The 23,574-nt window shown below is 66.2% G+C and carries 24 protein-coding genes; 14 read left to right on the top strand and 10 right to left on the bottom strand.

What is annotated here, in order from left to right:
- The first annotated feature begins 1 nt into the window (after position 1).
- The 3 genes from hemH to AC07NK_RS18800 all read left to right on the top strand — a co-directional run bounded on the left by hemH (position 2) and on the right by AC07NK_RS18800 (position 2,778).
- Complete coding sequence (hemH, locus tag AC07NK_RS18810) at positions 2-997, top strand: ferrochelatase (protein ID WP_495172152.1); 996 nt, start codon at positions 2-4, stop codon at positions 995-997.
- A 30-nt stretch (positions 998-1,027) separates the two neighbouring features.
- A complete protein-coding gene (phbB, locus tag AC07NK_RS18805) occupies positions 1,028-1,750 on the top strand; it encodes an acetoacetyl-CoA reductase (protein ID WP_495172151.1) in 723 nt (240 codons plus the stop codon).
- A gap of 104 nt (positions 1,751-1,854) precedes the next feature.
- Positions 1,855-2,778 carry a DMT family transporter gene (locus AC07NK_RS18800; protein ID WP_495172150.1) on the top strand — a complete coding sequence of 308 codons (924 nt, stop codon included), beginning with the start codon at positions 1,855-1,857 and terminating at the stop codon, positions 2,776-2,778.
- A 108-nt stretch (positions 2,779-2,886) separates the two neighbouring features.
- Here AC07NK_RS18800 and AC07NK_RS18795 read toward each other — a convergent pair whose 3' ends face one another.
- Positions 2,887-3,423, bottom strand: coding sequence for an outer membrane protein (locus AC07NK_RS18795; RefSeq protein ID WP_495172149.1), 537 nt, complete (start codon positions 3,421-3,423; stop codon positions 2,887-2,889).
- A 361-nt stretch (positions 3,424-3,784) separates the two neighbouring features.
- Complete coding sequence (locus AC07NK_RS18790; protein ID WP_495172148.1) at positions 3,785-4,195, bottom strand: glycine zipper 2TM domain-containing protein; 411 nt, start codon at positions 4,193-4,195, stop codon at positions 3,785-3,787.
- 394 nt (positions 4,196-4,589) lie between these two features.
- Here AC07NK_RS18790 and AC07NK_RS18785 point away from each other — a divergent pair, with 394 nt between their 5' ends.
- Complete coding sequence (locus tag AC07NK_RS18785) at positions 4,590-5,579, top strand: esterase-like activity of phytase family protein (protein WP_495172147.1); 990 nt, start codon at positions 4,590-4,592, stop codon at positions 5,577-5,579.
- 145 nt (positions 5,580-5,724) lie between these two features.
- On the opposite strand, the gene rpmB is transcribed toward AC07NK_RS18785, so the two are convergent.
- Positions 5,725-6,018 (bottom strand): 50S ribosomal protein L28, encoded by a 294-nt coding sequence (gene rpmB, locus AC07NK_RS18780; RefSeq protein WP_495172146.1) that lies wholly within the window; start codon positions 6,016-6,018, stop codon positions 5,725-5,727.
- A gap of 158 nt (positions 6,019-6,176) precedes the next feature.
- Between rpmB and AC07NK_RS18775 the strand changes: the two genes are divergently transcribed.
- Positions 6,177-6,461 (top strand): hypothetical protein, encoded by a 285-nt coding sequence (locus tag AC07NK_RS18775; RefSeq protein WP_495172145.1) that lies wholly within the window; start codon positions 6,177-6,179, stop codon positions 6,459-6,461.
- Positions 6,462-6,507: 46 nt separating this feature from the next.
- Entirely contained in the window at positions 6,508-6,957 is a 450-nt protein-coding gene (locus AC07NK_RS18770) for a nucleoside deaminase (RefSeq protein ID WP_495172144.1), read from the top strand.
- Between the two features lie 30 nt (positions 6,958-6,987).
- Here the strand turns inward: AC07NK_RS18770 and AC07NK_RS18765 are convergent, their stop codons facing one another.
- Positions 6,988-7,656: a YiaD family glycine zipper/OmpA-like lipoprotein gene (locus AC07NK_RS18765; RefSeq protein WP_495172143.1), complete on the bottom strand. Its 669-nt coding sequence runs from the start codon at positions 7,654-7,656 to the stop codon at positions 6,988-6,990.
- A gap of 129 nt (positions 7,657-7,785) precedes the next feature.
- On the opposite strand from AC07NK_RS18765, the gene AC07NK_RS18760 reads away from it, so the two are divergent.
- Positions 7,786-9,096: a hemolysin family protein gene (locus AC07NK_RS18760; RefSeq protein WP_495172142.1), complete on the top strand. Its 1,311-nt coding sequence runs from the start codon at positions 7,786-7,788 to the stop codon at positions 9,094-9,096.
- Here AC07NK_RS18760 and AC07NK_RS18755 read toward each other — a convergent pair.
- On the bottom strand, positions 9,093-9,308 hold the full coding sequence (locus AC07NK_RS18755) for a hypothetical protein (RefSeq protein ID WP_495172141.1): 216 nt from the start codon (positions 9,306-9,308) through the stop codon (positions 9,093-9,095). The two genes, AC07NK_RS18760 and AC07NK_RS18755, sit on opposite strands and share 4 nt — an antisense overlap.
- A gap of 72 nt (positions 9,309-9,380) precedes the next feature.
- Entirely contained in the window at positions 9,381-11,126 is a 1,746-nt protein-coding gene (locus tag AC07NK_RS18750; RefSeq protein ID WP_495172140.1) for a vWA domain-containing protein, read from the bottom strand.
- A 154-nt stretch (positions 11,127-11,280) separates the two neighbouring features.
- On the opposite strand from AC07NK_RS18750, the gene AC07NK_RS18745 reads away from it, so the two are divergent.
- Positions 11,281-11,961 (top strand): ankyrin repeat domain-containing protein, encoded by a 681-nt coding sequence (locus AC07NK_RS18745; RefSeq protein ID WP_495172139.1) that lies wholly within the window; start codon positions 11,281-11,283, stop codon positions 11,959-11,961.
- A gap of 62 nt (positions 11,962-12,023) precedes the next feature.
- Positions 12,024-12,386: a hypothetical protein gene (locus AC07NK_RS18740; RefSeq protein WP_495172138.1), complete on the top strand. Its 363-nt coding sequence runs from the start codon at positions 12,024-12,026 to the stop codon at positions 12,384-12,386.
- Positions 12,387-12,410: 24 nt separating this feature from the next.
- Here the strand turns inward: AC07NK_RS18740 and purD are convergent, their stop codons facing one another.
- The gene (gene purD, locus AC07NK_RS18735) at positions 12,411-13,679 is read right to left on the bottom strand and encodes a phosphoribosylamine--glycine ligase (RefSeq protein WP_495172137.1); all 1,269 of its coding nucleotides are present in this window, start codon (positions 13,677-13,679) and stop codon (positions 12,411-12,413) included.
- On the opposite strand from purD, the gene xseA reads away from it, so the two are divergent.
- From xseA to AC07NK_RS18720, 3 genes are read left to right on the top strand one after another with little or no spacing between them, the layout of a single operon-like run.
- Positions 13,678-15,057 carry an exodeoxyribonuclease VII large subunit gene (gene xseA, locus AC07NK_RS18730; protein ID WP_495172136.1) on the top strand — a complete coding sequence of 460 codons (1,380 nt, stop codon included), beginning with the start codon at positions 13,678-13,680 and terminating at the stop codon, positions 15,055-15,057. The genes purD and xseA overlap by 2 nt on opposite strands.
- 31 nt (positions 15,058-15,088) lie before the next feature.
- Positions 15,089-15,286, top strand: coding sequence for a DUF2093 domain-containing protein (locus AC07NK_RS18725; protein WP_495172135.1), 198 nt, complete (start codon positions 15,089-15,091; stop codon positions 15,284-15,286).
- Positions 15,283-16,155: a M23 family metallopeptidase gene (locus AC07NK_RS18720; RefSeq protein WP_495172134.1), complete on the top strand. Its 873-nt coding sequence runs from the start codon at positions 15,283-15,285 to the stop codon at positions 16,153-16,155. The genes AC07NK_RS18725 and AC07NK_RS18720 overlap by 4 nt, the downstream gene beginning before the upstream one ends.
- A 17-nt stretch (positions 16,156-16,172) precedes the next feature.
- On the opposite strand, the gene AC07NK_RS18715 is transcribed toward AC07NK_RS18720, so the two are convergent.
- Positions 16,173-16,685, bottom strand: coding sequence for a hypothetical protein (locus AC07NK_RS18715; protein WP_495172133.1), 513 nt, complete (start codon positions 16,683-16,685; stop codon positions 16,173-16,175).
- A gap of 272 nt (positions 16,686-16,957) precedes the next feature.
- Between AC07NK_RS18715 and AC07NK_RS18710 the strand changes: the two genes are divergently transcribed.
- A complete protein-coding gene (locus AC07NK_RS18710; RefSeq protein ID WP_495172132.1) occupies positions 16,958-19,903 on the top strand; it encodes a TonB-dependent receptor domain-containing protein in 2,946 nt (981 codons plus the stop codon).
- A 99-nt stretch (positions 19,904-20,002) separates the two neighbouring features.
- On the opposite strand, the gene AC07NK_RS18705 is transcribed toward AC07NK_RS18710, so the two are convergent.
- Complete coding sequence (locus tag AC07NK_RS18705) at positions 20,003-21,037, bottom strand: hypothetical protein (protein WP_495172131.1); 1,035 nt, start codon at positions 21,035-21,037, stop codon at positions 20,003-20,005.
- Positions 21,038-21,128: 91 nt separating this feature from the next.
- On the opposite strand from AC07NK_RS18705, the gene AC07NK_RS18700 reads away from it, so the two are divergent.
- Positions 21,129-22,394: an aspartyl/asparaginyl beta-hydroxylase domain-containing protein gene (locus AC07NK_RS18700; protein ID WP_495172130.1), complete on the top strand. Its 1,266-nt coding sequence runs from the start codon at positions 21,129-21,131 to the stop codon at positions 22,392-22,394.
- Between the two features lie 4 nt (positions 22,395-22,398).
- Here AC07NK_RS18700 and AC07NK_RS18695 read toward each other — a convergent pair whose 3' ends face one another.
- Positions 22,399-23,556 carry an aspartyl/asparaginyl beta-hydroxylase domain-containing protein gene (locus AC07NK_RS18695; RefSeq protein WP_495172129.1) on the bottom strand — a complete coding sequence of 386 codons (1,158 nt, stop codon included), beginning with the start codon at positions 23,554-23,556 and terminating at the stop codon, positions 22,399-22,401.
- Positions 23,557-23,574 lie beyond the last annotated feature (18 nt).

The raw sequence follows: 23,574 nt of genomic DNA, 5'->3' as shown, positions 1-23,574 counted from the left end.
CATGGACGGGCATGTTGCGATCCCCGAGCGCAAAATCGGGGTGCTGCTGGTCAACCTCGGCACGCCCGATGCGCCGACCCCGGCGGCGGTGCGGCGCTATCTCGCCGAATTCCTGTCGGATCCCCGCGTGGTCGAGATCCCGCAGATCGTGTGGCAGCCGATCCTGCGCGGGGTGATCCTGCGCACGCGGCCGAAAAAGTCGGCGCACGCTTATTCGCTGGTGTGGACCGACGAAGGGTCACCACTCGCTGCGATCACCGCGCGGCAGGCGGGGGCGCTGCAGGCCGCGTGGCCGGAGCTGCAGGTCGACTGGGCGATGCGCTATGGCAATCCGGCGATCGGCGACAAGCTCAAGGCGATGAAGGATGCGGGGTGCGAGCGCATCCTGATCGCGCCGCTCTATCCGCAATATTGCGCGGCGACGACCGCGACCGCCAACGATGCGGCGTTCACGGCGCTGGCGACGATGCGGTGGCAGCCGGCGGTGCGGACGCTGCCGCCCTATCATGACGATGCTGCGTATATTGCTGCGCTCAAGGCGTCGGTCGAGACGCAGCTCGCCGCGCTCGATTTCGAGCCCGAGGCGATCGTCGCGAGCTTTCACGGGATGCCGCAGCGCACGCTCGAGCTGGGCGATCCCTATCACTGCCACTGCGTGAAGACCGCGCGATTGCTGGGCGAGGCGCTGGGGAAGGACCTGACGATTGCGTTCCAGTCGCGCTTCGGGCGGGCGAAGTGGCTTGAGCCGGCAACCGATACGATGCTGGCGGGACTGCCTGCAAAGGGCGTGAAGAAGGTCGCGGTGGTCGCGCCGGGATTCTCCGCCGACTGCCTCGAGACGCTCGAGGAACTCGCGATCCGCGGGCGCGCGACCTTCGAGGCGGCGGGGGGCGAGCGCTTCGCGTATCTCGATTGCCTCAACGACAGCGAGGCCGGGCTACTCATGTTGCGCAGCATTGTTGCAAGGGAGCTTGCGGGCTGGGCGGAGCTTGCCTAGCCTTTGTCTCACCATTTCTGGGAGAGATTCATGGCACGGGTAGCGATCGTAACGGGCGGCACACGCGGCATCGGCGAGGCGATCAGCGTCGCGCTCAAGGATCTGGGGGTGACGGTCGCCGCCAACTATGCCGGCAACGACCAGCGCGCGGCCGAATTCACCGAGCGGACAGGGATCAAGGCGTTCAAATGGGACGTCGCCGACTATGATGCGTGCCAGCAGGGCGTCGCCGATGTGGCGGCGGCGCTGGGGCCGGTCGATATCGTCGTCAACAATGCCGGCATCACCCGCGACGGCACGATCCTGAAGATGACCTACCAGATGTGGAAGGAGGTCATGGACACCAACCTTGGCGGTTGCTTCAACATGGCCAAGGCGACCTTCCCCGGCATGCGCGAGCGCAAATGGGGCCGCATCGTCAACATCGGGTCGATCAACGGGCAGGCCGGGCAATATGGTCAGGTCAATTATGCTGCGGCGAAGAGCGGTATCCACGGCTTCACCAAGGCGCTGGCGCAGGAAGGCGCACGCGCCGGGGTGACGGTGAACGCGATCGCGCCGGGCTATATCGACACCGACATGGTCGCCGCAGTACCGGCGGAAGTGCTCGAGAAGATCGTCGCCAAGATCCCGGTCGGGCGGTTGGGGCAAGCGAACGAGATTGCGCGCGGTGTGGCCTTCCTGTGCTCGGAAGAGGGTGGCTTCGTCACCGGATCGACGCTGTCGATCAATGGCGGGCAGCATATGTATTGATCGTGCGGGTGCGGGGTGCAGCCGCATCCCGCACGGGCCCGGCAATCCGCTTAAAGCGCAAGCTGCGGGGTGTTCGGGCGGGCTGCGCGCACTAGATGGGTGCGATGGCTGAACCCTCCATCCACCAACGCATGAACGCCGGCGACTGGGCGATCCTCGCAACATTGTCGGTGTTGTGGGGATGTTCGTTCTTCTTTCTGGCGATCGGCTTGCGCGAATTGCCGCCGTTCACGCTGGTGCTGACGCGCGTCGCATTCTCAGCGCTATTGTTGCTCGGCTGGGCCGCGATTGCAGGAATTCGGCTGCCGCCACGGAGCGCATGGGGCGCGTTCGTGGTGCTCGCCCTGCTCAACAACATCATCCCGTTCGCGCTCTATGCCTTTGCGCAGCAGCAGATTTCGAGCGGACTCACCTCGATCCTCAACGCCACGACACCCTTATGGGGCGTCATCGTCGCGCATCTGTTCACGGTGGACGAGCGCGCCAATGCCGGGAAGATCGCGGGCGTGCTGCTGGGCTTCGCGGGCGTCGCGACGATGGTCGGCGGCGATGCGCTGGCGGGGCTGGGCGCGAATGTCTTCGCGCAGGCCGCCTGTCTTGTCGCGACACTGAGCTACGCGCTTGCCGGCGTCTGGGCGCGGCGGTTCAAGGCGCAGGGCGTGACGCCGATGGGCGTGGCGACCGGACAACTGGTCGCGGCGACGGTGGTCATCCTGCCGATCGCGGGAATCGTCGACCGGCCATGGGAGCTGGCGATGCCGGGCGGGGTCGTGATCGCGTCGATCGCCGGCATGGTGCTGGTATCGACCGTGTTCGCCTACACGCTGTATTTCCGTCTGGTCGAGCGCGCTGGGGCGAGCAACGCGCTGCTCGTCACCTTCACCATCCCGATCGTTGCGATCCTGCTGGGCGTGCTGGTGCTGGGCGAGACGTTGCTGGCCAAGCATGTTGCAGGAATGGCGCTGATCGCGCTCGGCCTCGCGGCGATCGACGGACGGCTATGGGCGCGACTGACGCGATCGTCCTAGGGCGTCGCGCCTTCAGGATTCGAGCATGAAAAAGGCCGGCCTCCTTTCGGAAGCCGGCCTTTCGTGTCTCATGCCGCGATGGTGCTGTCCGAACGCGGCATCAGCACATCAGAAGCGCACGCCAAGGCCGGCGACAGCCTGGTGGCGCGTAACGTCGCCTTCGTAGTTCGAGTAGCGATACTCGACCTTGCCGAAGAGGTTCTTGCCGAACTTGTGCTCGACGCCGCCGCCGAGACGGACGCCGTCGCCGTTCTCGTTGCCGACGGTGCTCTCAACGCGAGCGTTGGTGTAGCCGACCTTGCCGTAGACTGCGGTGTTGCCGAAGACGTAGCCGAGACGGCCACCGGCATAGAGGTCACGACCCGCCGAAGCGACGACGGTGTTGCCAGCCTTGAGCTCGGCCGACGATTCGGTGATTTCACCTTCGATGCCGAACAGCACGTTGCCGCTCTGCACGTCGTAGCCGAGGTTCACGCCATAGGTGACGCCATCGGGGTTCTTGACGCCGGCGGTGTTGAGGTCGAGCTTGTCATAACCGACAACGGCCGAAACATGCGCGCCGTTGAAGGGGGCTGCTTCGTCCTGCGCGAAAGCCGGGGTTGCGGCGGCGGTCAGGGCGACGAGCGCCAGAGCAATCTTCTTCATGGTAATTTACATTCCTTGTTACAGCCCTGGGCGCGTGTTCTCCGTGCCTCGGGGAGGGCGCATCTGGGTGTCGAATGTGGCAGAAACAAGCGCCAGGCCGGGCGAAATCCGGGATTGGTCAAAGAGTGTTGCCTAAGTGATACACTTCGCTTGAGAATGCCCCTGACGGCGCATTGCGGCACCGGCCCGCTCCCCCACCCGGCCACCCATCAAGATACACTGAAGTGGGTGGCCGGGTGGGGGAGCGGGCCGGTGCCGCCTCGAAATGCGCTGGTCCGCGCATTTCAACAGACTCTATCCGATGCAAGTAAGGCCGACCTCTTTTCAGAAGTCGGCCCTCTTGTTTCAAGCCACCAATGGCTTAGCGGCGGCAATAGCCGGGACGGTCCGACCGGTCGATTTCGCGGCCGGCGATCGCGCCGACGGCGCCACCCAGGATCGTGCCGAGCGTACGGTCGCCGCGGCCGGCGAGGGCGTTGCCGGCGAGGCCGCCAGCGATCGCGCCGACGATCGTGCCGCCGTCGCCGTCGTTGCACTTATCGCGCGCCCGGTTGCGATAATAGCGGCGGTCGTCACGGTCATAGCGACGATAGTCGCGATAGCCGCGGTCGCGACCGTAGCCGCGGTCGTCACGGCGATAGTCGCGGTCATAGCCACGATAGTCGCGGTCGCCATAATAGCCGTAGCTCTGCGCAGCAGCAGGCGCGGCGGGGATCAGCGCGGTACCGGTCATCGCCAGCGCGGCGCCGATCAGGGAAAGCTTCTTGAACATCGGTTTTCTCCTTGTTCTGCCGTTTCGTGCGATGCGGCCCTGTGCCGCCATCGTTGAACAAGGGATTCGCACAACCGGGTTGAGTGTTATCTGAATGTGCCGGTTATCTGGCGTTCAGCGAAGGCTGGGGCTGTGGCGGCTTCCCGGCATGGGAATGGGGAAATGGCCGGTGCGGTAGAGGAACCCGAGGGGGGTAAGCGCCCGTCCCCGGTACGCAACACGGGGAAACTCGGGCAGGGTGCCATCAACGCGCACCGGCTGTTCGGCGGGGGCGCCGCACGCGGCGCGTCCCCGTTGAGGTTGCCTCTAGATGAACGGGCTTGAGCGCTGTCTGAACGTGGCTGTTATCTGAGGTTCAGCTTTGCCCCGCGAATCGGGCCGCTATGAGGGCGCGATGCGTATCCTGATTTCGGTCCTGCTGATCCTGTTATTCGTGCCCAGCTGGTCGGGAGATCAGCGGCTGGCGCTGTTGCCCGCGCGCGCGGAGATGGCGGCGCACCGCGTGCACCTCGATCCGCGCGATCCCGGCCGGGTGAAGCTGGGCGGGCTGACCTTTCTGGGCGGGGTCTATCTGACCGGGCCGGGGCCGGCGTTTGGCGGCTTTTCGGCGATGATCGTCGAGGGTGACCAGTTCACCCTGCTGAGCGATGGCGGCAACATCGTCCGCTTTCGCATGGGCGCGGACTGGCAGGTGCGCGAACCGCGTTTTTCCGAACTGCCGGATGGGCCGGGCACCGGGTGGAAGAAGGAGGACCGCGACAGCGAATCGCTGACGCGCGATCCTGCGACCGGGCAGCTCTGGATCGGATTCGAACGCGCGAACGAAATCTGGCGCTTTTCTCCGGGCCTGGCGCGGGCGGAGGCGCGTGCTGCACCGCGTGCGATGGCCGACTGGCCAATGAATGGCGGACCCGAATCGCTGGTGCGGCTGCGCGACGGCGGTTTCATTGTGCTGGCCGAGGATCAGGATGCGAAGCGCAGCGGCGTGGAGCAGCCCGACATCAAGGTCGGGCTTTGGTTCGCGGGCGATCCGACGCGGCCGAAGCAGCGCAGCTTCGCGTTCGGCTATCGTCCGCCCAGGGGGTTCCTGCCCACAGACATTGCCGAGCTGCCCGACGGGCGACTGGTGGTGCTCAACCGCAAGGCGTCGCTGCGCGAAGGCTTCACTGCGGTGGTGACGATGGTCGATCGCGACGCGATTCGGCCGGGACGAATCGCAACGGGGCGTGAAGTCGCGCGATTCGCGGCGCCGGTGGTGCACGACAATTTCGAGGCGCTGGCGGTGACGCGTGAGGGTGATTCGACGATCCTGTGGATCGCGTCGGACGACAATCAGCTGTTCCTGCAGCGCTCGCTGCTGCTCAAGTTCCGGCTGGACGTTTGAGGCCTAGTGGCCTCACACTCCCATATCATATTGCCGTTGGGTGGCCGGGTGGGAGAGCGGGCTGGCGCCGAAGCTGTAGAAACGCCGAACGGCCCGCGTCCCTTGCGGGAGCGGGCCGGTCAGAACGGCGAAACCCTTACGGGGTTCAGGCCGCGGCGGGGACCGCCTTCTTGGCGACTTCGCGCTTCAGGCGGCGTGCCTTGAGCGAGAGCTTCTCGTCGCTGGTCTTGAGCAGCCAGTTGTCGAGGCCGCCATTGTGCTCGACCGAGCGCAGGCCGTGCGTCGAGACGCGCAGGCGAACCGAGCGCTCCAGCGAATCGGACATCAGCGTCACGTTCTGCAGGTTGGGCAGAAACGTCCGCTTGGTCTTGTTGTTGGCGTGGGAAACATTGTGACCCACCTGCCGGCCCTTGCCGGTCAGCTCGCAAATGCGCGACATCGCTTGATCCTAGGTTATGCCTGTTCCGGGAGGCCCGGGAAGTGGCGCGCAGTACCGGGGGAGAGGCTTTTCGTCAACCTCGTTCCCGACCGCCGATGCAACTTCGATGATCGATGGCGCGTTATTTCGCAAACGATTCGATTGAGGAGACCGGAACGATGCGTGCAATTCTGGCGATACTGGGTCTGGCCGCGGTGGTGATCGTGGCGATGATTTCACTCGGCATGCTCAGCTTCAACATGCAATCGGGTTCGTTGCCAAGCCTGAAGCTGGAGGGCGGACAGGCGCCGGCGGTGAAGGCCGATGTCGGCGAAGTCGGTATGGGCTACACCAACAAGACGATTCAGGTGCCGACCGTGGTGATGGAGAATAAGGTGATCCAGGTGCCTACGGTCGAGGTCGAGAAGGCGCAGCCGGCCCAGCCCGCCGCCAAGGCGCAGTGATTCGCGCGGCATAGCCAAGCCTCTTCCGCGCGGGCATAGCGAGGCGATGTTCCCGCTGCCCGAACCGATGCGCGCCGCGCTTGATGCCGCCCGCGGCGCGGCGGAAGCAGGCGAAGTGCCGGTCGGTGCCGTGGTGATGCAAGGCGACACGGTCGTGGCGGTCGCTGCCAATGCGCCGCGCACGCTGCACGATCCCACTGCGCACGCCGAGATGCTGGCGATTCGCGCGGCGGCGAAGAAGCTTGGCCGTGATCGGCTCGAGGATTGCGATCTGTGGGTGACGCTGGAGCCGTGCGCGATGTGCGCAGGGGCGATCAGCCATGCCCGGATCGCACGCGTCTATTATGGCGCGAGCGACGCCAAGGGCGGGGCGGTCGAGCATGGGCCGCGCTTCTTCGCCCAGCCGACCTGCCATCACCGGCCCGAAGTCTATTCGGGGATCGGTGAGGGCGAGGCGGGGGCGCTGCTCAGGGATTTCTTCGCGGCGCGGAGATAGGTTGAGAGCGGCCGGCGCCGCTCTCACACCCTAGCGCATGTCGCTGTCGCGGACGGGGACGACCTTGATCTCGACGCGGCGGTTCTGGCCGCGGCCCTCGACGGTGTCGTTCGAGGCGATCGGCTGGGTTTCACCATAGCCAAGCGCTTCGAGCCGGGCCGATTCGACCCCGCGCGAGACCAGATAGCTGGCCACCGCATCGGCGCGGCGTTCGGACAGCGCCTGATTATAGGCGTCGCTGCCAGTCGAATCGGTGTGACCGTACACATCGACATAGGTCTGGTTGTAGCGGTCGAGCACGTCGGCGACCTTGTCGAGCGTCGGGCGGAAGTGCGGCTGGATCGACGAGCTGTCTGTGTCGAAGGTGATTCCCGAGGGCATCGACAGGATGAGATCGTCACCCTTGCGGATCACCTCGACATCGGTGCCCGCGGTGCGCTCGCGAATCTCGCGCTCCTGCTTGTCCATGTAGCTGCCGATCGCAGCGCCGCCGATCGCGCCGATGCCCGCGCCGAGGATCTTTTCTGTACGGTCGTGGCGGCCGCCGACGATGTCGCCGAGCAGATAGCCGCCCAGCGCGCCGCCGATCGCGCCGATGCCGGTCTTGGACATGCGCTGCTCGCCGGTCACGGGATCGGTGACGCAGGCGCTGGTCAGCGCCATCGCGGCGATTGCGGGGATAAGGGGCCAGTTACGCATGGGGTCCTCCAGGTCTGTTCTACGCCAACAAAATCATCCGAAAGCGGTGTTGTTCCGCCTTCGCATCGAGCCGCCAATGCGCGCGCCATTGTGAAACCCACCTGAATATGGCTATGAGGCCGCAGGCCAATGGACCCACTTCCCCCATTTCCCTGGATCGACGTCGCGATCATCCTGGCGCTGGTCGCGCTGAACGGTGTGTTCGCCATGTCCGAACTCGCCATCGTCTCCGCGCGCAAGGCGCGGCTCGAGGCGATGGTGCGTGCGGGCAAGCGCGGCGCGCGCACCGCGATCGACCTCGCCGCTGACCCCGGCAAGTTCCTGTCGACCGTCCAGATCGGCATCACGCTGATCGGCATCATCGCCGGTGCCTATTCGGGCGCCAGCCTCGGTACGCCCACCGGCGCGCGAATCGAGGCGTGGGGCGTCGATCATGAGACCGCCGAGACGATCGGTTTCGCGATCGTCATCGCCCTCACCACCTATGCTTCGCTGATCGTCGGCGAGCTGGTGCCCAAGCAGTTCGCATTGCGATCGCCTGAGCCGATCGCGGTGCTGGTGGCGACTCCGATGCTGTGGCTGTCGCGGATCACCGCGCCGGTGGTGTGGGTGCTCGACCAAAGCAGTGCCCTCGTCTTCCGCCTGCTGGGCATGAACCGCGAATCGGAGAATCGCGTCACCGCCGAGGAGCTGCACATGCTGGTCGCCGAGGCGACGCATTCGGGCGTGATCGAGGAGCATGAGCGCTCGATCATCTCGGGCGTGGTGCGGCTGGCGGACCGGCCGGTGCGCGAGGTGATGACGCCGCGGACCGAAGTCGACTGGATCGACGCCAATCTGGACGAGACCGCGATCCGCAAGCTGCTGGCCGAGACGCCGCATACAAGGCTGCCGGTCGCCGAGGGATCGGTCGATGCGGTGGTTGGCGTGGTGCAGGCGCGTGACGTCGTGACGGCGCTGATCCTTGGCCAGCCGCTCGACCTGCGCGCGCTGATGCATACGGCGCCGGTGCTGCCCGATCAGGTCGATGCGATGGACGCGCTCAGCGCGCTGCGGCGCGCCGCGGTGCCGATGGGCTTCGTCCATGATGAATATGGGCATTTCGAGGGGATTGTGACCCCGGCTGACCTGCTTGCGGCGATCGCGGGCGAGTTCGTGTCCGATACCGATGCGGGCGACAGCCCGTCGATCGTGGTGCGCGACGACGGGTCGCTGCTCGTCTCGGGCCAGCTTGCCGCCGATGCGCTGGCGGAGCGGATCGGGATCGATCTGCCCGAGGACCGTGACTATGCGACGGTCGCGGGACTTGCGCTCGCGGTGCTCAAGCGTCTGCCCAAGGAAGGCGAGAGCTTTCTCGAGCAGGGCTGGCGATTCGAGATCGTCGATATGGACGGACACAAGATCGACAAATTGCTGCTGAGCGAAGCGCCGCGCGACTAAGGCTCCGAGGGCGTTTCGCCCTCGACGTTCTCGTTATTCTCCTCGATCTCCCGCTCGGCTTCGAGCCGTTTGCGGCGCAGATGACGGCCCCAGATCAGGATCGTGACGGCGCCGACCGCGAACAGCGCGATCAGGACGAGATGCGTGGTCGTCACCCAGTCCAGCCCGGTATCGGTCAGGGAGAGGGACAGAGATTGCTCGTTGCTGTCCATCGGATAGGCCTCGACGCAGAAAGCCGAAGCCTATCCGATGGTTAAGCAAGGTGGAAGCAGCTTTGCGCCGACCTAGTCCTTCGTTGCGACCTGCGGGCCGGTCTGGACCGCGGCGAGTTGGGTGAGTTTCGCGAACTCGTTGCGCCAATAGCCCTGCGGGGTGCCCGCCAGTCTGCGGATGTCGGCGAAGCTGTAGCTGCCGAGATATTTGTCTCCGCGCAGCTTCTGTCCGAACGCGGCGACCGCGCAGGCAAAGGCCATGTCGCCGGTGGGGGCGGTGGCGGTGCGGAGGAGCGACGCGGGGATCGGCTTCTCGATCAGCTTCGAGATGGTCTCGCCCGGCAGCTTATAGCGCAGCCGGACATGGGCGAGCTCGCTGCCCTTGCCGGCGGCCGGGACGGCGGGGCGGTTGGCGTCGTAGCGGCGCTCGGGCAGCCAGCCCTTCGTGCCGGTGGGCACCACTTCATAGATCGCGGTCACCTGATGCCCGGCGCCGATATCCCCGGCATCGACCGCGTCGTTGGCGAAATCCTCTTCGGCCAGCGCGCGGTTCTCATAGCCGATCAGGCGGTACTCGCTGACCTGCGCCGGGTTGAACTCGACCTGGATCTTCACATCCTTCGCAATGGTGAAGAGGGTGGCCGACAGCTCGTCGTCGAGCACCTTCTGCGCCTCCATCGCGCTGTCGATATAGGCGTAGTTGCCGTTGCCGAGATCGGCGGCGCGCTCCATCAGCGCCTCGTTGTAATTGCCCTCGCCAAAGCCGAGCGTGGTGAGGGTGATGCCGGTGTCGCGCTGCTTGCGGATCAGTGCTTCCAACTGCTTGTTGTCGCTGACCCCGACGTTGAAATCGCCGTCGGTGGCAAGGATCACGCGGTTGATCCCGCCCTTCACGAAATTGGCGGCGGCGACGTTGTAGGCGAGCTGGATGCCGTCGGCGCCGGCGGTCGAGCCGCCCGCTTCGAGACAGTCGAGCGCGGCCTTGACGTGACGGGCGCTGGAGGTGGGTTCGAGCACCACGCCCGCAGCGCCGGCATAGACCACGATCGAAACCCGGTCGCGCGGGGTGAGCCGGTCGGCGAGCATGGTGAGCGCGCGCTTGACCAGCGGGAGCTTGTCGTCGCTGTTCATCGATCCTGAGACATCGACCAGGAAGACGAGATTGGCGGCTGGGCGACCCTGCGCGGTCACGTCATAGCCGCGCAGCCCAACGCGGACGAGGCGCGTGTCGGAGTTCCACGGGCTGGCGGCGACGTCGGTGGTGACGCTGAACGGCTGGTTGCGGTCATGCGGGAGCGGATAATCGTAGCGGAAATAGTTGATCATCTCCTCGGTGCGGACGGCTTCGGCGGGAGGCGCTTCGCCCTTCTGGAGGAAGCGGCGGACGTTGGAGTAGGCGCCGGTATCGACATCGACCGAGAAGGTGGAGACTGGCGCGGCGGCGACCGACTGGATCGCGGCGACATCCTTGCCCTCATAGCGTTCGGTATTGCCGGGCGCGCCATAGGGGGCGGAGGGGTGTGCGGCGATTCGGTTCTGTCGCATCGCATCGGCAGGGGCGACCATGGCGAGCGCGGGAGGCGATACCAGCATCTGCGGCGACGCCAGTACCGGCGGTGGCGGCGGCGCCATTGGACCCCGACTGCCGCCGAACCGCAGTGCGCGCTGGCTGCGCATTTCGTGCTGCCGGGCGCCGACCTTGCAGCGGACGGGCGAATCATTGTCCGCGCGCGGCGGGAGCGGGCGGCGCGCTTGCGGCGGTGGCGCAGCGGCGCCGAGCAGCAGCGAGAGCGAGACGAGAGCGGCGGTGCGTTTCATGGCAGAACCCCTTTGACGCCATTGGATGCGACAGGAAGTGCGCCCGGGCGGATGAGCGGAAGGTGAACGGGATATAACATAACATTGCGCGGGCGCGGGTGACGAAGTCGGCAGCGAGTGATATAGTGTGGCAACACGCTGGAGGATGTTCGCCATGCTGGAACGGATCGCCGCGGGCCGCACCGACCTGATCTTCGACTGGATTGCCGAGGGCGGCGATCCGGGCGCGAGCGTCGAGGGCGCCGACCTGATCGGCTGGTGCGCCTATTATGGCGATGTCAGCGCGATCCGGCGGCTGATCGAGGTGGGTGTGCCACTGGCACGACTGGGGCGTAATCTGGGCCTGGGAGGCGCGGCGTTTCACGGCCATTGGCAGCTATGTGCCTGGCTGATCGAGCAGGGCGCTGACCCGAACGATGCCGATCCGGAAAGTGGCGAAACCGCGCTCCACAATGCGGTGAGCCGACGCGACAGTCCGGCGATGGAAGCGGTGGTCACAGTGTTGCTGGCGGCGGGTGCCGACCCCAACCGGAAGACGGTCGCGGGAAGCGAGACCGGCGCTTTCATGCGCGACGTGCGCAACCGGGGCGAGGGTGTGCTCCATCGCGCGGCGGCCTATGCGCCGCAGGGGGTGATCGAGCGGCTGATCGCGGCCGGCGCGACGATCGACCAGCGCGACGCGCAGGGGGATTCGCCGCTGAGCTGGGCGAGCTGGGCATTGCGCGAGACGGCGGTGCTATGCCTGTTGACCTTCCCGCCACACCGGGTGAACCCCAAGCGGACGTCGATGGCGGCCTATCTGATCGGCGATGCCGACCGGACGATCGGGGACTAGTGCAATCAGGATGACCCGGGCGCGGGCTATGCGCCGAATTTCCAGACGAAGGGGAAGACGAGATGGACCTGACGTTGCTTGCCGGAATCGCCAGCCTGTTCATGAGCGCGTCGGCACCGCCCGTAGCGCAATCGGGCAATGCCTGCCTGATTGAGGGCACGATCATGTCGGAGATCGTCAAGGATTGCTCGCAGACCAGCCTGCCGGTTCCCGCAGCCGCCTATGCGGCGCAATGCCGCGAGAATGAAGGCGCGGGCCTGAAGGCGACGCCGATGAAAGCGTGCCCGGCGCAAGCGCAGGCATCGTGCGTCAACCCGTTCGGGCAGAAGGTGACCACCTTCTATTATGCGCGCAGCCCGCAGCAGCTGGCGACGACCAGGCAGAGCTGCATCGCGCAGCGTGGGCGCTGGGTCGAGAGGCCCTGATCGGGGTGCGGTGACGGCTGAAGATCAGCCGTTTTCGCGCGCGACCTCGCGCCAGCCGATGTCGCGGCGGGCGAAACCGGTGGGGAAGTCGATCGCGTCGACCGCGCGATAGGCGGCGGTCTGCGCTTCGGTCACCGTAGCGCCGGTGGCGGTGACGGTGAGCACGCGGCCGCCCGCAGCGACGAGCTGGCCGCCGTCCATCTTCGTGCCCGCCTGAAACACCTGCGCGCCGGTTTCTTCGGCGGCGTCGATACCGCGGATCGCGCCGCCGGTCTGCGGCGTGCCGGGATAGCCCTTTGCCGCCATGACGACGGTGAGCGCGGTCTCGGCGCCGAAACGCGGCGCGTCGCGGTTCGCCAGCTCCCCGGCTTCGGTCGCGAGCATCAGGTCGAGCAGGTCGTCCTCGAGCCGGAGCATCAGCACCTGGCATTCCGGGTCGCCGAAACGGGCATTGTACTCGATCAGCTTGGGGCCGGCGCGGGTGAGCATCAGGCCGGCATAGAGCACGCCCGAATAGGGGGTGCCTGCCCTGGCCATGCCGGCAATCGTCGGCTTGATGATCGTTTCGATCGCCTCGGCCTCGAGCGCCGGAGTCAGCACCGGGGCGGGGCTATAGGCGCCCATGCCGCCGGTATTGGGGCCGGTGTCGCCGTCGCCGACGCGCTTGTGATCCTGCGCGGAGCCGAAGGTCACGAAGTCCGTGCCGTCGGTGAGGACGAAGAAGCTGGCTTCCTCGCCCTCGAGAAACTCCTCGATCACCGCTTCGCCGCCGGGCTTTTCGAAGATCGCGGCGATGGCGGCGTCGGCCTCCTCATCGGTGAAGGCGACGGTGACGCCCTTGCCCGCAGCGAGACCGTCGGCCTTGATCACCACCGGCCGGGGGAAGTCGCGGGCCAGCGCAAGGCGTGCGGTTTCGAGGTCGGCGACGCGGACATAGCCCGCAGTCGGGATATTCTCGAGCGCGCAGAGGTCTTTGGTGAAGCCCTTCGACCCTTCAAGCTGGGCCGCGGCCTGGCTGGGACCGAATACGCCATAGCCGGCGGCGCGCAGGCTGTCGGAGAGACCGTCGACCAGCGGCGCTTCCGGGCCGACGACGATGAAGCCGATCGACTGCCTGACGCAGAAGTCGATCACCGCGGCATGATCGGTCAGCGTGACGTCATGGCAGGTCGCGTATTTGGCAATTCCGGGGTTGCCGGGGATGGCATGGAGGCTATCGAGCCGGGGCGATTGCGCGAGCTTCCAGGCGAGCGCATGTTCGCGGCCACCGGACCCAAGCAACAGGACGTTCATGTCAGATCCCTTCGACGATAGCATTCCGCCGCGGCTCGTAGCCGAGGGGCGGGAAGGGGACAACGCTGCTCCGCTATCGGTCGGTGAATTGTCGCTGAAGCTGAAGCGGATGGTGGAAGGCGAGTTCGGCCATGTCCGGCTGCGCGGCGAGATTTCGGGGTTCAAGCGCGCGGCGTCAGGGCATGTTTATCTGGCACTCAAGGATGCCGATGCGGTGATCGACGCGGTGATGTGGCGCGGTCAGGCCGATCGCGTGCCGTTCCGCCCGCAGGACGGGATCGAGGTGGTCGCGACCGGCAAGCTCACCACCTATCCCGGCCGATCCAAATACCAGATCGTGATCGAGCGGATGGAACTGGCGGGCGAAGGCGCGCTGATGGCGCTGCTCGAGAAATTGAAGGCGCAGCTGGCCGGGGAAGGGCTGTTCGACCCGGCGAGCAAGAAGCAATTGCCGTTCGCACCGCAAACGATCGGCGTCGTGACGTCGCCGACCGGGGCGGTGATCCGCGACATCCTGCATCGGCTGGAGGATCGGTTTCCGACGCATGTGCTGGTCTGGCCGGTCAAGGTTCAAGGTCAGGGCGCGGCGGAGGAAGTGGCGGCGGCGGTGCGCGGCTTCGACGCCATGCCGGCGGATGGGCCGGTGCGGCGGCCCGATCTGGTGATCGTCGCGCGCGGCGGCGGGTCGATCGAGGATCTGTGGGCGTTCAACGAGGAAGTGGTGGTGCGCGCGGTCGCGGCCTGTTCGATCCCGATCATCTCGGCAGTGGGGCATGAGACCGACACGACGTTATGCGACTATGCCGCCGACGTCCGTGCGCCGACACCGACTGCTGCGGCGGAGATCGCGGTGCCGGTGCGCGCCGAACTCGCCAATGCCGTCGCGACGATGGGGCTGCGCGCAGAACGCTATGCGCGCCGCTATCACGAACGTGCCGGCGAGCGGCTGGCGGCGCTGGTGCGGGTGCTGCCGCGGCGCGACGCGTTGCTCGGACCACAGCGGCAAAAGGCCGACGATTTGGGTGCAAAGCTCGACCGCGCGCTGGAGCGGCGGGTGACGGTGGCGCGCGGGGTACTCGACCGCGCGGCGGGCGCGTTGCGGCCGGCAGTGCTCGAGCGCAAGCTCGATACGCTGCGGCATCGGCTGGAAGGCGCGGGGAAGCTGCTCGACGCGGTCAATCCCGACAATCTGCTCCAGCGCGGCTATGTCCGCGTCGGCGCCAAGGCGAGCGGCAAGGTGGTGGCAAGCGCCGCCGACGCGCGTGCCGCGGGCGCAGTGACGCTGCATTTCCGTGATGGCGTCGTCGATGCGCGGGTTGAGCGGGCGGGCGGCAAACCTTATGCTGGGGACAAGCCCGAACAGCCTGACCTGTTCTGATCCTCAAGCCGAAGCGAGTGCCGCAATGCTGATGTCGTCCAACACCGCCCGCCCGGCGCGGCTCCACTATATGGCGAACGGCTTTCGCGTGCTGGTGCCGGGCGATCATGTCGTCTGCGCGGTGAGCGGCGAGAAGGTCCCGCTCGAGGCGTTGCGCTACTGGAGCGTCGAGCGCCAGGAAGCCTATGCCTCCGCCGAAATCGCGACGCGCGCGATGATGACGCCATGAAGGCGGCGGGGGGGCTCGTCATTGCAGTTGCTCTGATCGGCGCTGGCGTGGACATGCCGGTTCCGCCGGCAAACAGTCAGACGCGTCCGGCGCCAGCGCGCAACGACTTTATGTTCGACGGCGCGATGATTCAGGGCGGGACGGTGCTTGGAACTGCGCCCGCGCTGACCAGCCGGATCAGCTTTCAGGGACAGGATGTCCCGGTCGCGGCGGACGGCCGCTTCCTGATCGCGTTCGACCGTGACGCCGGGGCCAGCGCGGTGATCGTCGCGACCCGCGTCGATGGCAGCGTGGTTCGCCGAACGCTCACGGTGCAGCCGCGCGCATGGCGGATCGAGCGGCTCAACACCCTTCCGCGCATCTCGCAGCCGAGCGCGGAGTTCGAACGCCGTCGTCCCGGCGAGGTCGCGCAGATCACCGCAGCGCGCGCGCAGTCGAATGACATCCATGGCTGGCGGCAGCGTTTCATGTGGCCGGTGACAGGGCGCATCTCAGGCCTGTTCGGCTCGCAACGCGTCTATCGTGGCGAGCCGGGATCGTATCATTCGGGGGTCGATGTCGCGCGGCCGACCGGGACGGCCGTGCTTGCGCCTGCTGACGGCGTGGTGATCCTCGCCGCGCCCGCGTCCTTCACGCTCGAAGGCAGGCTGCTGATGCTGGACCACGGCATGGGCCTGAACAGCGCGTTCCTGCATCTGTCGCGGATCGATGTGAAGGTGGGCGATGTGGTGCGGCGTGGCCAGACGATCGGCGCGGTGGGCGCGACCGGGCGCGCCACCGGTCCGCACCTTCACTGGGGAATGCGCTGGCGTAACGCGAAGATCGATCCGCTGCTGATTGCCGGGACGATGCCGGTGACGGTGGACTGAAGGACCGGGCCGGCGGGTTAGTTGACCCGCTTGACCTTGCTCGAACGGCCGCCCTTGATCTTCGCCATATAGCTTCCGAGCGAGCCGGCGGTGATCGTGATCTCGTCACCGGATCGCGGGCTGAAGCCCATACGGGCCTCAGTCGATTGCCAGTGCGTGCCGTCCTTGAGCGCGAACGTCGTCATTCCGCCTGCACCGGCGCGGGCGGTGGTGACGACGCTGTCGATCTGTTTGACGTCGGTCTCCGAATCGCCGTCGCCGTCGCCGAACAGCTTGATCTTGGGAAGCGAGAAGCCGAACAGGCCGCGCTTGGCCGCGCGCACGCCCTCACGGTCCATCACAACGATATCCTTGCGCTGCTTCGCCTCGGCGAGCGCCTTCACATGCTGATCGAAACAGGTGAGCCGCGCTGCGGTGTCGGCAATCTCGCGACAGGCGACGACCGCGTCGACGGCGTCGCCGCCCTGCTTCTGCGCACCGCCGGCGGGCGCAATCGAGGCTGCGGATAACGCAAACAGAAGGGCCGGCATTCCAAGCATCTATTCCTCCGCAGGGCAGCACGAGACGCGGTGACCCTAGCCCAGCCTTGGGCACCCGCAAAGTCACTGAAAATTATAGAAATTACATAAACTTGGTTCCAAGTGTGACGATTTTATCACGATGGCTGGCAAAGTGTTTTGCACATGCACAACACCATTGTGGGCAACGGTGTGGGCGAATTAAGGGTGTGGCATGTTGCGTCGGGTCCCTCCCGCGCAGCGCCACGAAGGCGGAAAACCGCTGACACAAGGGGTGCTATTTGATGAAAACCAATTTTCGTGCGCGTCTTCTGTGCTCGACGTTGCTGATCGGTGCGGCTGCGCTGCCGACCGCAGCGTATGCACAGACGACTGCTGAGCCGGCTGCCGAGGAAGCGACCGAAGTCGTCGTTACCGGCACGCTGATTACCAATCCGAACCTGATTTCGTCGAGCCCGGTCAGCGTGATCGGCGAGAGCGAAATCCAGCTTCGCAACATGGGCAACGCTGAAGAACTGGTACGCGACCTTCCGGGCGCGGTTCCGGGTCTGGGCACCGCCACCAACAACGGCAACGGCGGCTTCGCCACCGTCGATCTTCGCGGCCTTGGCTCGCAGCGCAACCTCGTGCTGCTCGACGGCAACCGCCTGGTCGTCGCCAACCAGCTTGGCACGGTCGACCTCAACAACATCCCGGTCGCGCTGGTCCAGCGCACCGAAGTCCTCACCGGCGGCGCTTCGACGACCTATGGCGCGGACGCGGTTTCGGGCGTCGTCAACTTCATCACCCGCAAGGATTTCGCGGGTATGGAGCTTAGCGTCGGCAACTCGATCACCGAGCGCGGCGACGGCCACACCTTCCGTGCCGACCTGACCTTGGGCGTCAACTTCGACGACGGCCGCGGCAATGCGGTGCTGAGCCTGGGCTATCAGGAAGCCGACCCGGTCTATATGGGCCAGCGCGACATCTCGGTGTTCGAGATCAGCGGCACGGCCGGCCGCGCTGCCGGTTCGTCGGCGACCTCGGTTCCGACCACCATCTCGATCCGTCCGAATCCGGCTGGCACTGCCTCGCGCAACCAGCTGAACGCGGGCAGCACGCTGCTGGTCCCGGAATATGCGGGCTTCAACTTCAACCCGTACAACATCTTCTACACGCCGTATAAGCGCCACAACATCTATGCGGCGGCGAACTACGAAGTCTCGGATACGATCGAAGTCTATGCCCGCGGCATGTTCTCGCGGAACGCGGTTTCGACCATCATCGCACCGTCGGGCATCTTCGGCGAAGCGCTGACCATCCCGGGCAACAACCCGTTCCTGCCGGCTGGCGTTCGCGACCAGCTCTGCAACTCGGCGGGCATCGCGCTCGGCGCGACCTGCAACACGCACGCCGCCATCCCGATGCTTGAAGTGTATCGCCGCACGACCGAACTCGGTCCGCGCATTTCCGACTACACCACCACGATGTTCGACTATCGTGCGGGTGCGAAGGTCAAGTTCAGCGAGAACATCGGACTCGACGTTTCGGCCGGCTATGGTGAGAGCGATCTCGTCCAGATCCAGTCGGGCTATGTGCTTCGTTCGCGCGTGCAGCAGGCGCTCAACGCGTCGAGCACCACGGCTTGCACCGTCACCACCAACAACTGCGTGCCGCTGAACCTGTTCGGCCCGCAGGGCAGCATCACGCCTGAGCAGGCGGCGTTCCTGGCCGGATCGAGCACGATCACGATCAAGAACAAGCTGTCGCAGGCTCGCGCCGTGCTGTCCGGCGACTTCGGTACCAACCTCTGGGCCGATGAAGCGATCGGCTTCGCGATCGGTGCCGAGTACCGCAAGTATGAATATGCCCGTCTGCCTGACAATTTCGCGGCGGTTCCGGGTGAACTCGGCGGCGCCGGCGGCGCAGTGACTCCGTTCACGGGCGGCTACAACGTCAAGGAAGTCTATGGCGAGCTCATCGCGCCGATCGTGGCGGACAAGCCGTTCTTCCACAGCCTGACGGCGGAAGCGGGTGTCCGTTACTCGTCGTACAAGATCGAAGCAGCGGGCGACCCGTCGTTCAACACGACCACCTGGAAGGCCGGTCTGACCTGGGAGCCGGTTGAATCGATCAAGCTGCGCGGCAACTATCAGCGCGCAGTCCGCGCGCCGAACGTTGACGAGCTGTTCCGTCCGGTCTCGACCGCACTGACCAACCTGACGGTTGATCCCTGCCAGCTCGCGCTGCCGGTCGGCAACGCGAACCTGACCCAGGCTTGCCTCAATCAGGGTGCGACGTCGGTGGGCGGTATCCCGGTCCCGACTTCGGGCCAGATCAACTTCACGGGCGGCGGCAACACGAACATCAAGCCGGAAACCGCGGACACGTTCACGGTTGGTGCGATCTTCCGTCCGACCTTCGTGCCGGGCTTCACGCTGTCGGTCGATTACTACAACATCAAGATCAACGACGCGATTGCCCGTATGACCCCGGGTGACGCCCTGAACGCCTGCTTCGGCACGACCCCGGCGAACATCACGGCGGCACAGGCGGGTTCGGCGGCTTGCCGTGCGATCCGCCGTAATCCGGCCACCGGCAGCCTCTCGGGTTCGCCGGCGACCACGCCGGGTCTGGCGCTGCCGCTGACCAACGATGGTCGTCTGGCAACCGACGGTATCGACCTGACGCTGAACTATCAGCGTAAGTTCGGCGATGTCGGCCTGAACCTGAACTTCGTCGGCAACTGGACCAACCACCTGTACTTCCAGGCGTCGCCGTCCTCGATCAACCGCGAGTGCGTTGGCTATTTCAGCGCGAACTGCGGCCCGTCGAACGGCCAGATCCAGCCGAAGTTCTCGTTCCAGCAGCGCACCACGCTGTCGTTCGGCCCGGCGGATATCTCGCTCCTGTGGCGCTACATCCACTCGGTCGAGTACGAGAAGGGTCTGCCTCCGATCTTCTCGGGCACGATCACCGGTGCGCCCGGCGCAGCGGCGGGCAGCCCGATGGTCGGCCGTACCGAGAACTTCAACAAGATCGAAGCGTTCCACTATTTCGATCTGACGACCCGGTTCGAGGTCAACGAGCATCTCGATCTGGTGTTCGGTGTCACCAACCTGTTCGACCGTCAGCCTCCGCTGACCGGCCACAATGTCGGCACGACCGCAGCGAACGGTGGCAACACCTTCCCGGCGACGTACGACACGCTGGGCCGTCGCTTCAGCGCGCAGGCGAAGATCCGCTTCTAAGCGGTTCGTATCGACCAAAATTGAGGGGGTGGTCTTCGGACCGCCCCCTTTTTTGTGCGTGGCAATGTTGGCGGAACGCGCGCGCCTAGCGCGCGGAGTTCAGGCGTCGGGAAGCAGCGGCGCGGGCGCGCGCATATCGAGGCCAGCGGCCTCGGCCACGGCCTTTGCCCAGATCGTGACCTTTTCGATCTCATCGGCGTGCAGGCTCGCGTTGCTTTCACGCGCGGCGCTGCGATCGGCGCTGCCATAGCGCGCGCCATCCTTGGCGTTGCGAGTAAAGGCGTCGCTCGAAATCATCTGTGACACCGCCGCAGCGTCAAGCCCCAGGTCGAAGAGGTTGGCGATCGCCTGAACGGTCGCCTGCGGACGCGCCATCAGGACTTCACTGTCGAGAGTGCGAACCCTGTCAGGCCAGCGCGCGGCCAGGTCCGTGAACAATTTGTGCTGGGCCAGCCAACCCACCGCCGCGACCTGAAGGTCGGTATGCAGGAAATAGTCATCGGGCGCGAAGCCGAGATCGACGATCCCGTCCTTGAGCTGCTTCATCAACAGATCACGCACCCAGCGGCGTCCGAACAGTCCCTTGCCCGCAATCGAGGCAAGGAAATGGTCCAGGGGGGCGTATAACAGGATCGCGCAGGATTGGGGGCGGAGCGAAAGCATCGCGGGGGCGAGTGCGTTGACGACGTTGGAGGGTTTGACGACGACCGCTTCGCCTGTCTCGAACGGGTGTGCGAGCAGCCGCAGCGCATGATCGAGCATTTCGCCGACCTTCGCTGGCGGGCCGCCGCGATGGCGCCATCCGACCAGATCGTTGAGGATCACCGGCTCTTTGATCGCCGAAGCTGTTCCCGGCAGGTCAAGCACATTGGCGAGCAAGGTCGAGCAGCAATAGGCCGAGTGGAAGATGAAATGGACCGGCGTGCCCGCCGGGGTCGAAGCCAGCGCGTCGGTGCGTCGCACCACCTGGGGGTTCGATGCGTTCGGCAGATACTCGTCCGTGAAGAACGGCACCTTGCGCCGCAATGCACGATCGGCCCCGACGAAGTGGATCGCGTCGTGTTGCGGATCATAGCGATGGGGTAGCCATTCGGGGAGGCGCGTGCCCGCTGAAACCGGTCCAGAGTTCGTCATCCCGGGCATAGTGGGGCGTGCACGAAGCCGGTTCAAGCGCTGTTGCGGCGTGAGCCTTGCACGACGTGCGGCGCTATGGTTGATCGGCTGGATGAGCCAGAACGATCCGCGCCTCGACCCTGTTCTCGCCGCCGCCATGGCGGCCCGCCAGCGTGGGGACACCGCGGGCGAGCGAAGCCAGCTCGACGCGGCGCTGGAACTCGCGCCGGCGGATCCGCGTATCCTCAACGCACGCGGGATGCGCGCGCTGGGCGATGGCGATCCCGCGCTCGCGCTGCGCTGCTTCGAGGGGGCGGCTGCCGCCGATCCGCACGAGCCGGCGCTCTGGATGAATGTCGCCACCGCCGCGCGCGCGCTGGGGGATATCGAAGGGGAGCGGCGGGCGCTCGACCGCGTGCTCGGCATCGACCGGCTGCACTTCGCTGCCCAGCTGCGCGGCGCCGAACTGGAGGAACGCAGGGGACGGATGAGCGCTGCGGCTTCCGGGTGGAGCGCTGTCGCGCAGCTCGCGATGGCGTTTGAGAATCCCCCACCTGCCGTGCAGGAGGCGGAAGCGCGCGCGCGCGCGTTCCTGCTGGCGCACAAGGCCGGCCTGGCCGATGCGCTCGACGCCGAACTGGCGGGCGACGCGGCGATGGCGGGGGGCGAGAGCCGTCGCTTCCGCGCGTGCATCGATCATGTGCTCGGCCGCCGGGCGATCTATCATAATGAGTGCGCCGGGGTGCATTTCCCCTTCCTGCCCGCCGACGAATTCTTCGAGCGCACACATTTCCCCTGGCTGAAGGCGATCGAGGCGCGGACTGAGGCGATTCGCGCCGAGGCGTTGAACCTCCTGGCGAGCGGGAGCGAGGCGATCCGTCCCTATGTCCGGCAGGACAAGGGGACGCCGGAGAATAAATGGTCGCAGCTCGACCAGTCGCGCGACTGGAGCGCGTGCTTCCTGTGGGAATATGGCGCGCGCAATGATGCCGTGTGCGACCTGTGCCCCGAGACCGCGGCAGCGCTGGAGCTGGTTCCGCAGAACCATATTCCGGGCAAGGCACCCACCGCCTTCTTCTCGATCCTCGCACCCGGAGCGCATATTCCGGCGCACACCGGCGTCACCAACACCCGCGCGATCCTGCATTTGCCTTTGGTCGTGCCGAACGGCTGCCGGTTCCGCGTCGGCGGCGAGACGCGCGAATGGAAAGAGGGCGAGGCGTTTGCGTTCGACGACACGATCGAGCACGAGGCGTGGAATGACAGCGCCGAGCCGCGCATCGTGCTGATCTTCGACGTGTGGAACCCGCATCTGACCGCGGATGAGCAGCGGCTGCTGCAGACTTTCTTCGCAGTTTCGGGCCGGACCGAAAGCTAGAACGCTAGCTGCCGGTGTCGGCGGGGATCCCCTGATAGCGGTCGATCGCTTCGAAGATCCCGGTCAGCGCCTCGCGCTCCTCCGGGTGGAGTTCGGGGCGCCAGATCTCGAACAGCAAGACCACGCGGAGCGAGTCGCCGCGGTTCCATGCCTCATGCTCGAATGAATCGTCGAAGATCAGCGCCTCGCCGGTGCGCCATTCGCGGGTATGCGCGCCAACGCGCAGCGCGCAGCCGGGCGGCGCGATCAGCGGGATATGGCAGATCAGCCGGGTGTTGAGCAGGCCGTGGTGCGGCTGGATATGCGTGCCGGGTTTGAGCAGCGAAAAGAGCGCGGTCGGCGAGCGCCCGAGGATGTGCGGGATCGGCGCGGTTGCGAGCGCGGCCATCGTCACCGGGCAGCGCGAAGCAGCGGGTTCGGCCGGTGCGCCGTCCTTCCATAGATATTGCGCACCCCAGCTCGGATCGTCGAGCAGCGGGTTGGCGGGCGGGGGACGATCGGGGTCGCGCTGGACATAGGGCGAGAAGCAGCCGGGCTCGCCGAGCAGGCCCTCCAGTTCCTCGCGCATCGCTGCGGTCTGAGCTTCGATCGCGGGCAGCCAGTCAAACTCGTCGCGCTCGTAAAAGGCGCGCTGAGGCAGGCCGGGGAAGTAGAACATCGACGGCTGCTGCAGATAGAGTTCCTTGCGGCCCATCAGCAAGTCGACAGCCTCCTGCATGCGTCCGGCGCTGGTCGACCCGGTGCCTGCCACTGCCGCCTCGATATGCGCGGTGAAGCGCTGCGTGGCGGCCTCGACGAAGCGTTGCCCCTCCTGCAGCATCGGCACGAGCTGCACGGGGGCTCGAAATCCCGGCTGCGAAGCGACGTTGAGCGCCGCACGATAGAAGGCGTTGGCTGAGCGGTCATCGCCGGAGCGCGCCCGCAACGCGCCAAGCCGGAGCAGGGCGGTCAGGTCGCGCGGGGCGACGGCGAGATGGCGGACATAAGCCGCATCGGCTGCCGATTCTCGCCCCAGTCCCTCCTCAAGCTGCCCCACCATAAGCCAATGGATGTCGGGAGACGGGGCGATGGCATCGAGCAGCTTCCGCGCCGTAGCGGGCTCACCGCGTTGAAACGCGGCGAGAGCTTGCTGGGCGAGGCCGGGTGCCGACGCGTTTTCCATCCGTGCAACAATAAGAAG

Source organism: Sphingomonas sp. GW821-FHT09B04, from assembly GCF_059418285.1.
The sequence above is the reverse complement of the archived record's forward strand: the minus strand, read 5'-3'. Positions and strand labels throughout refer to the sequence as shown.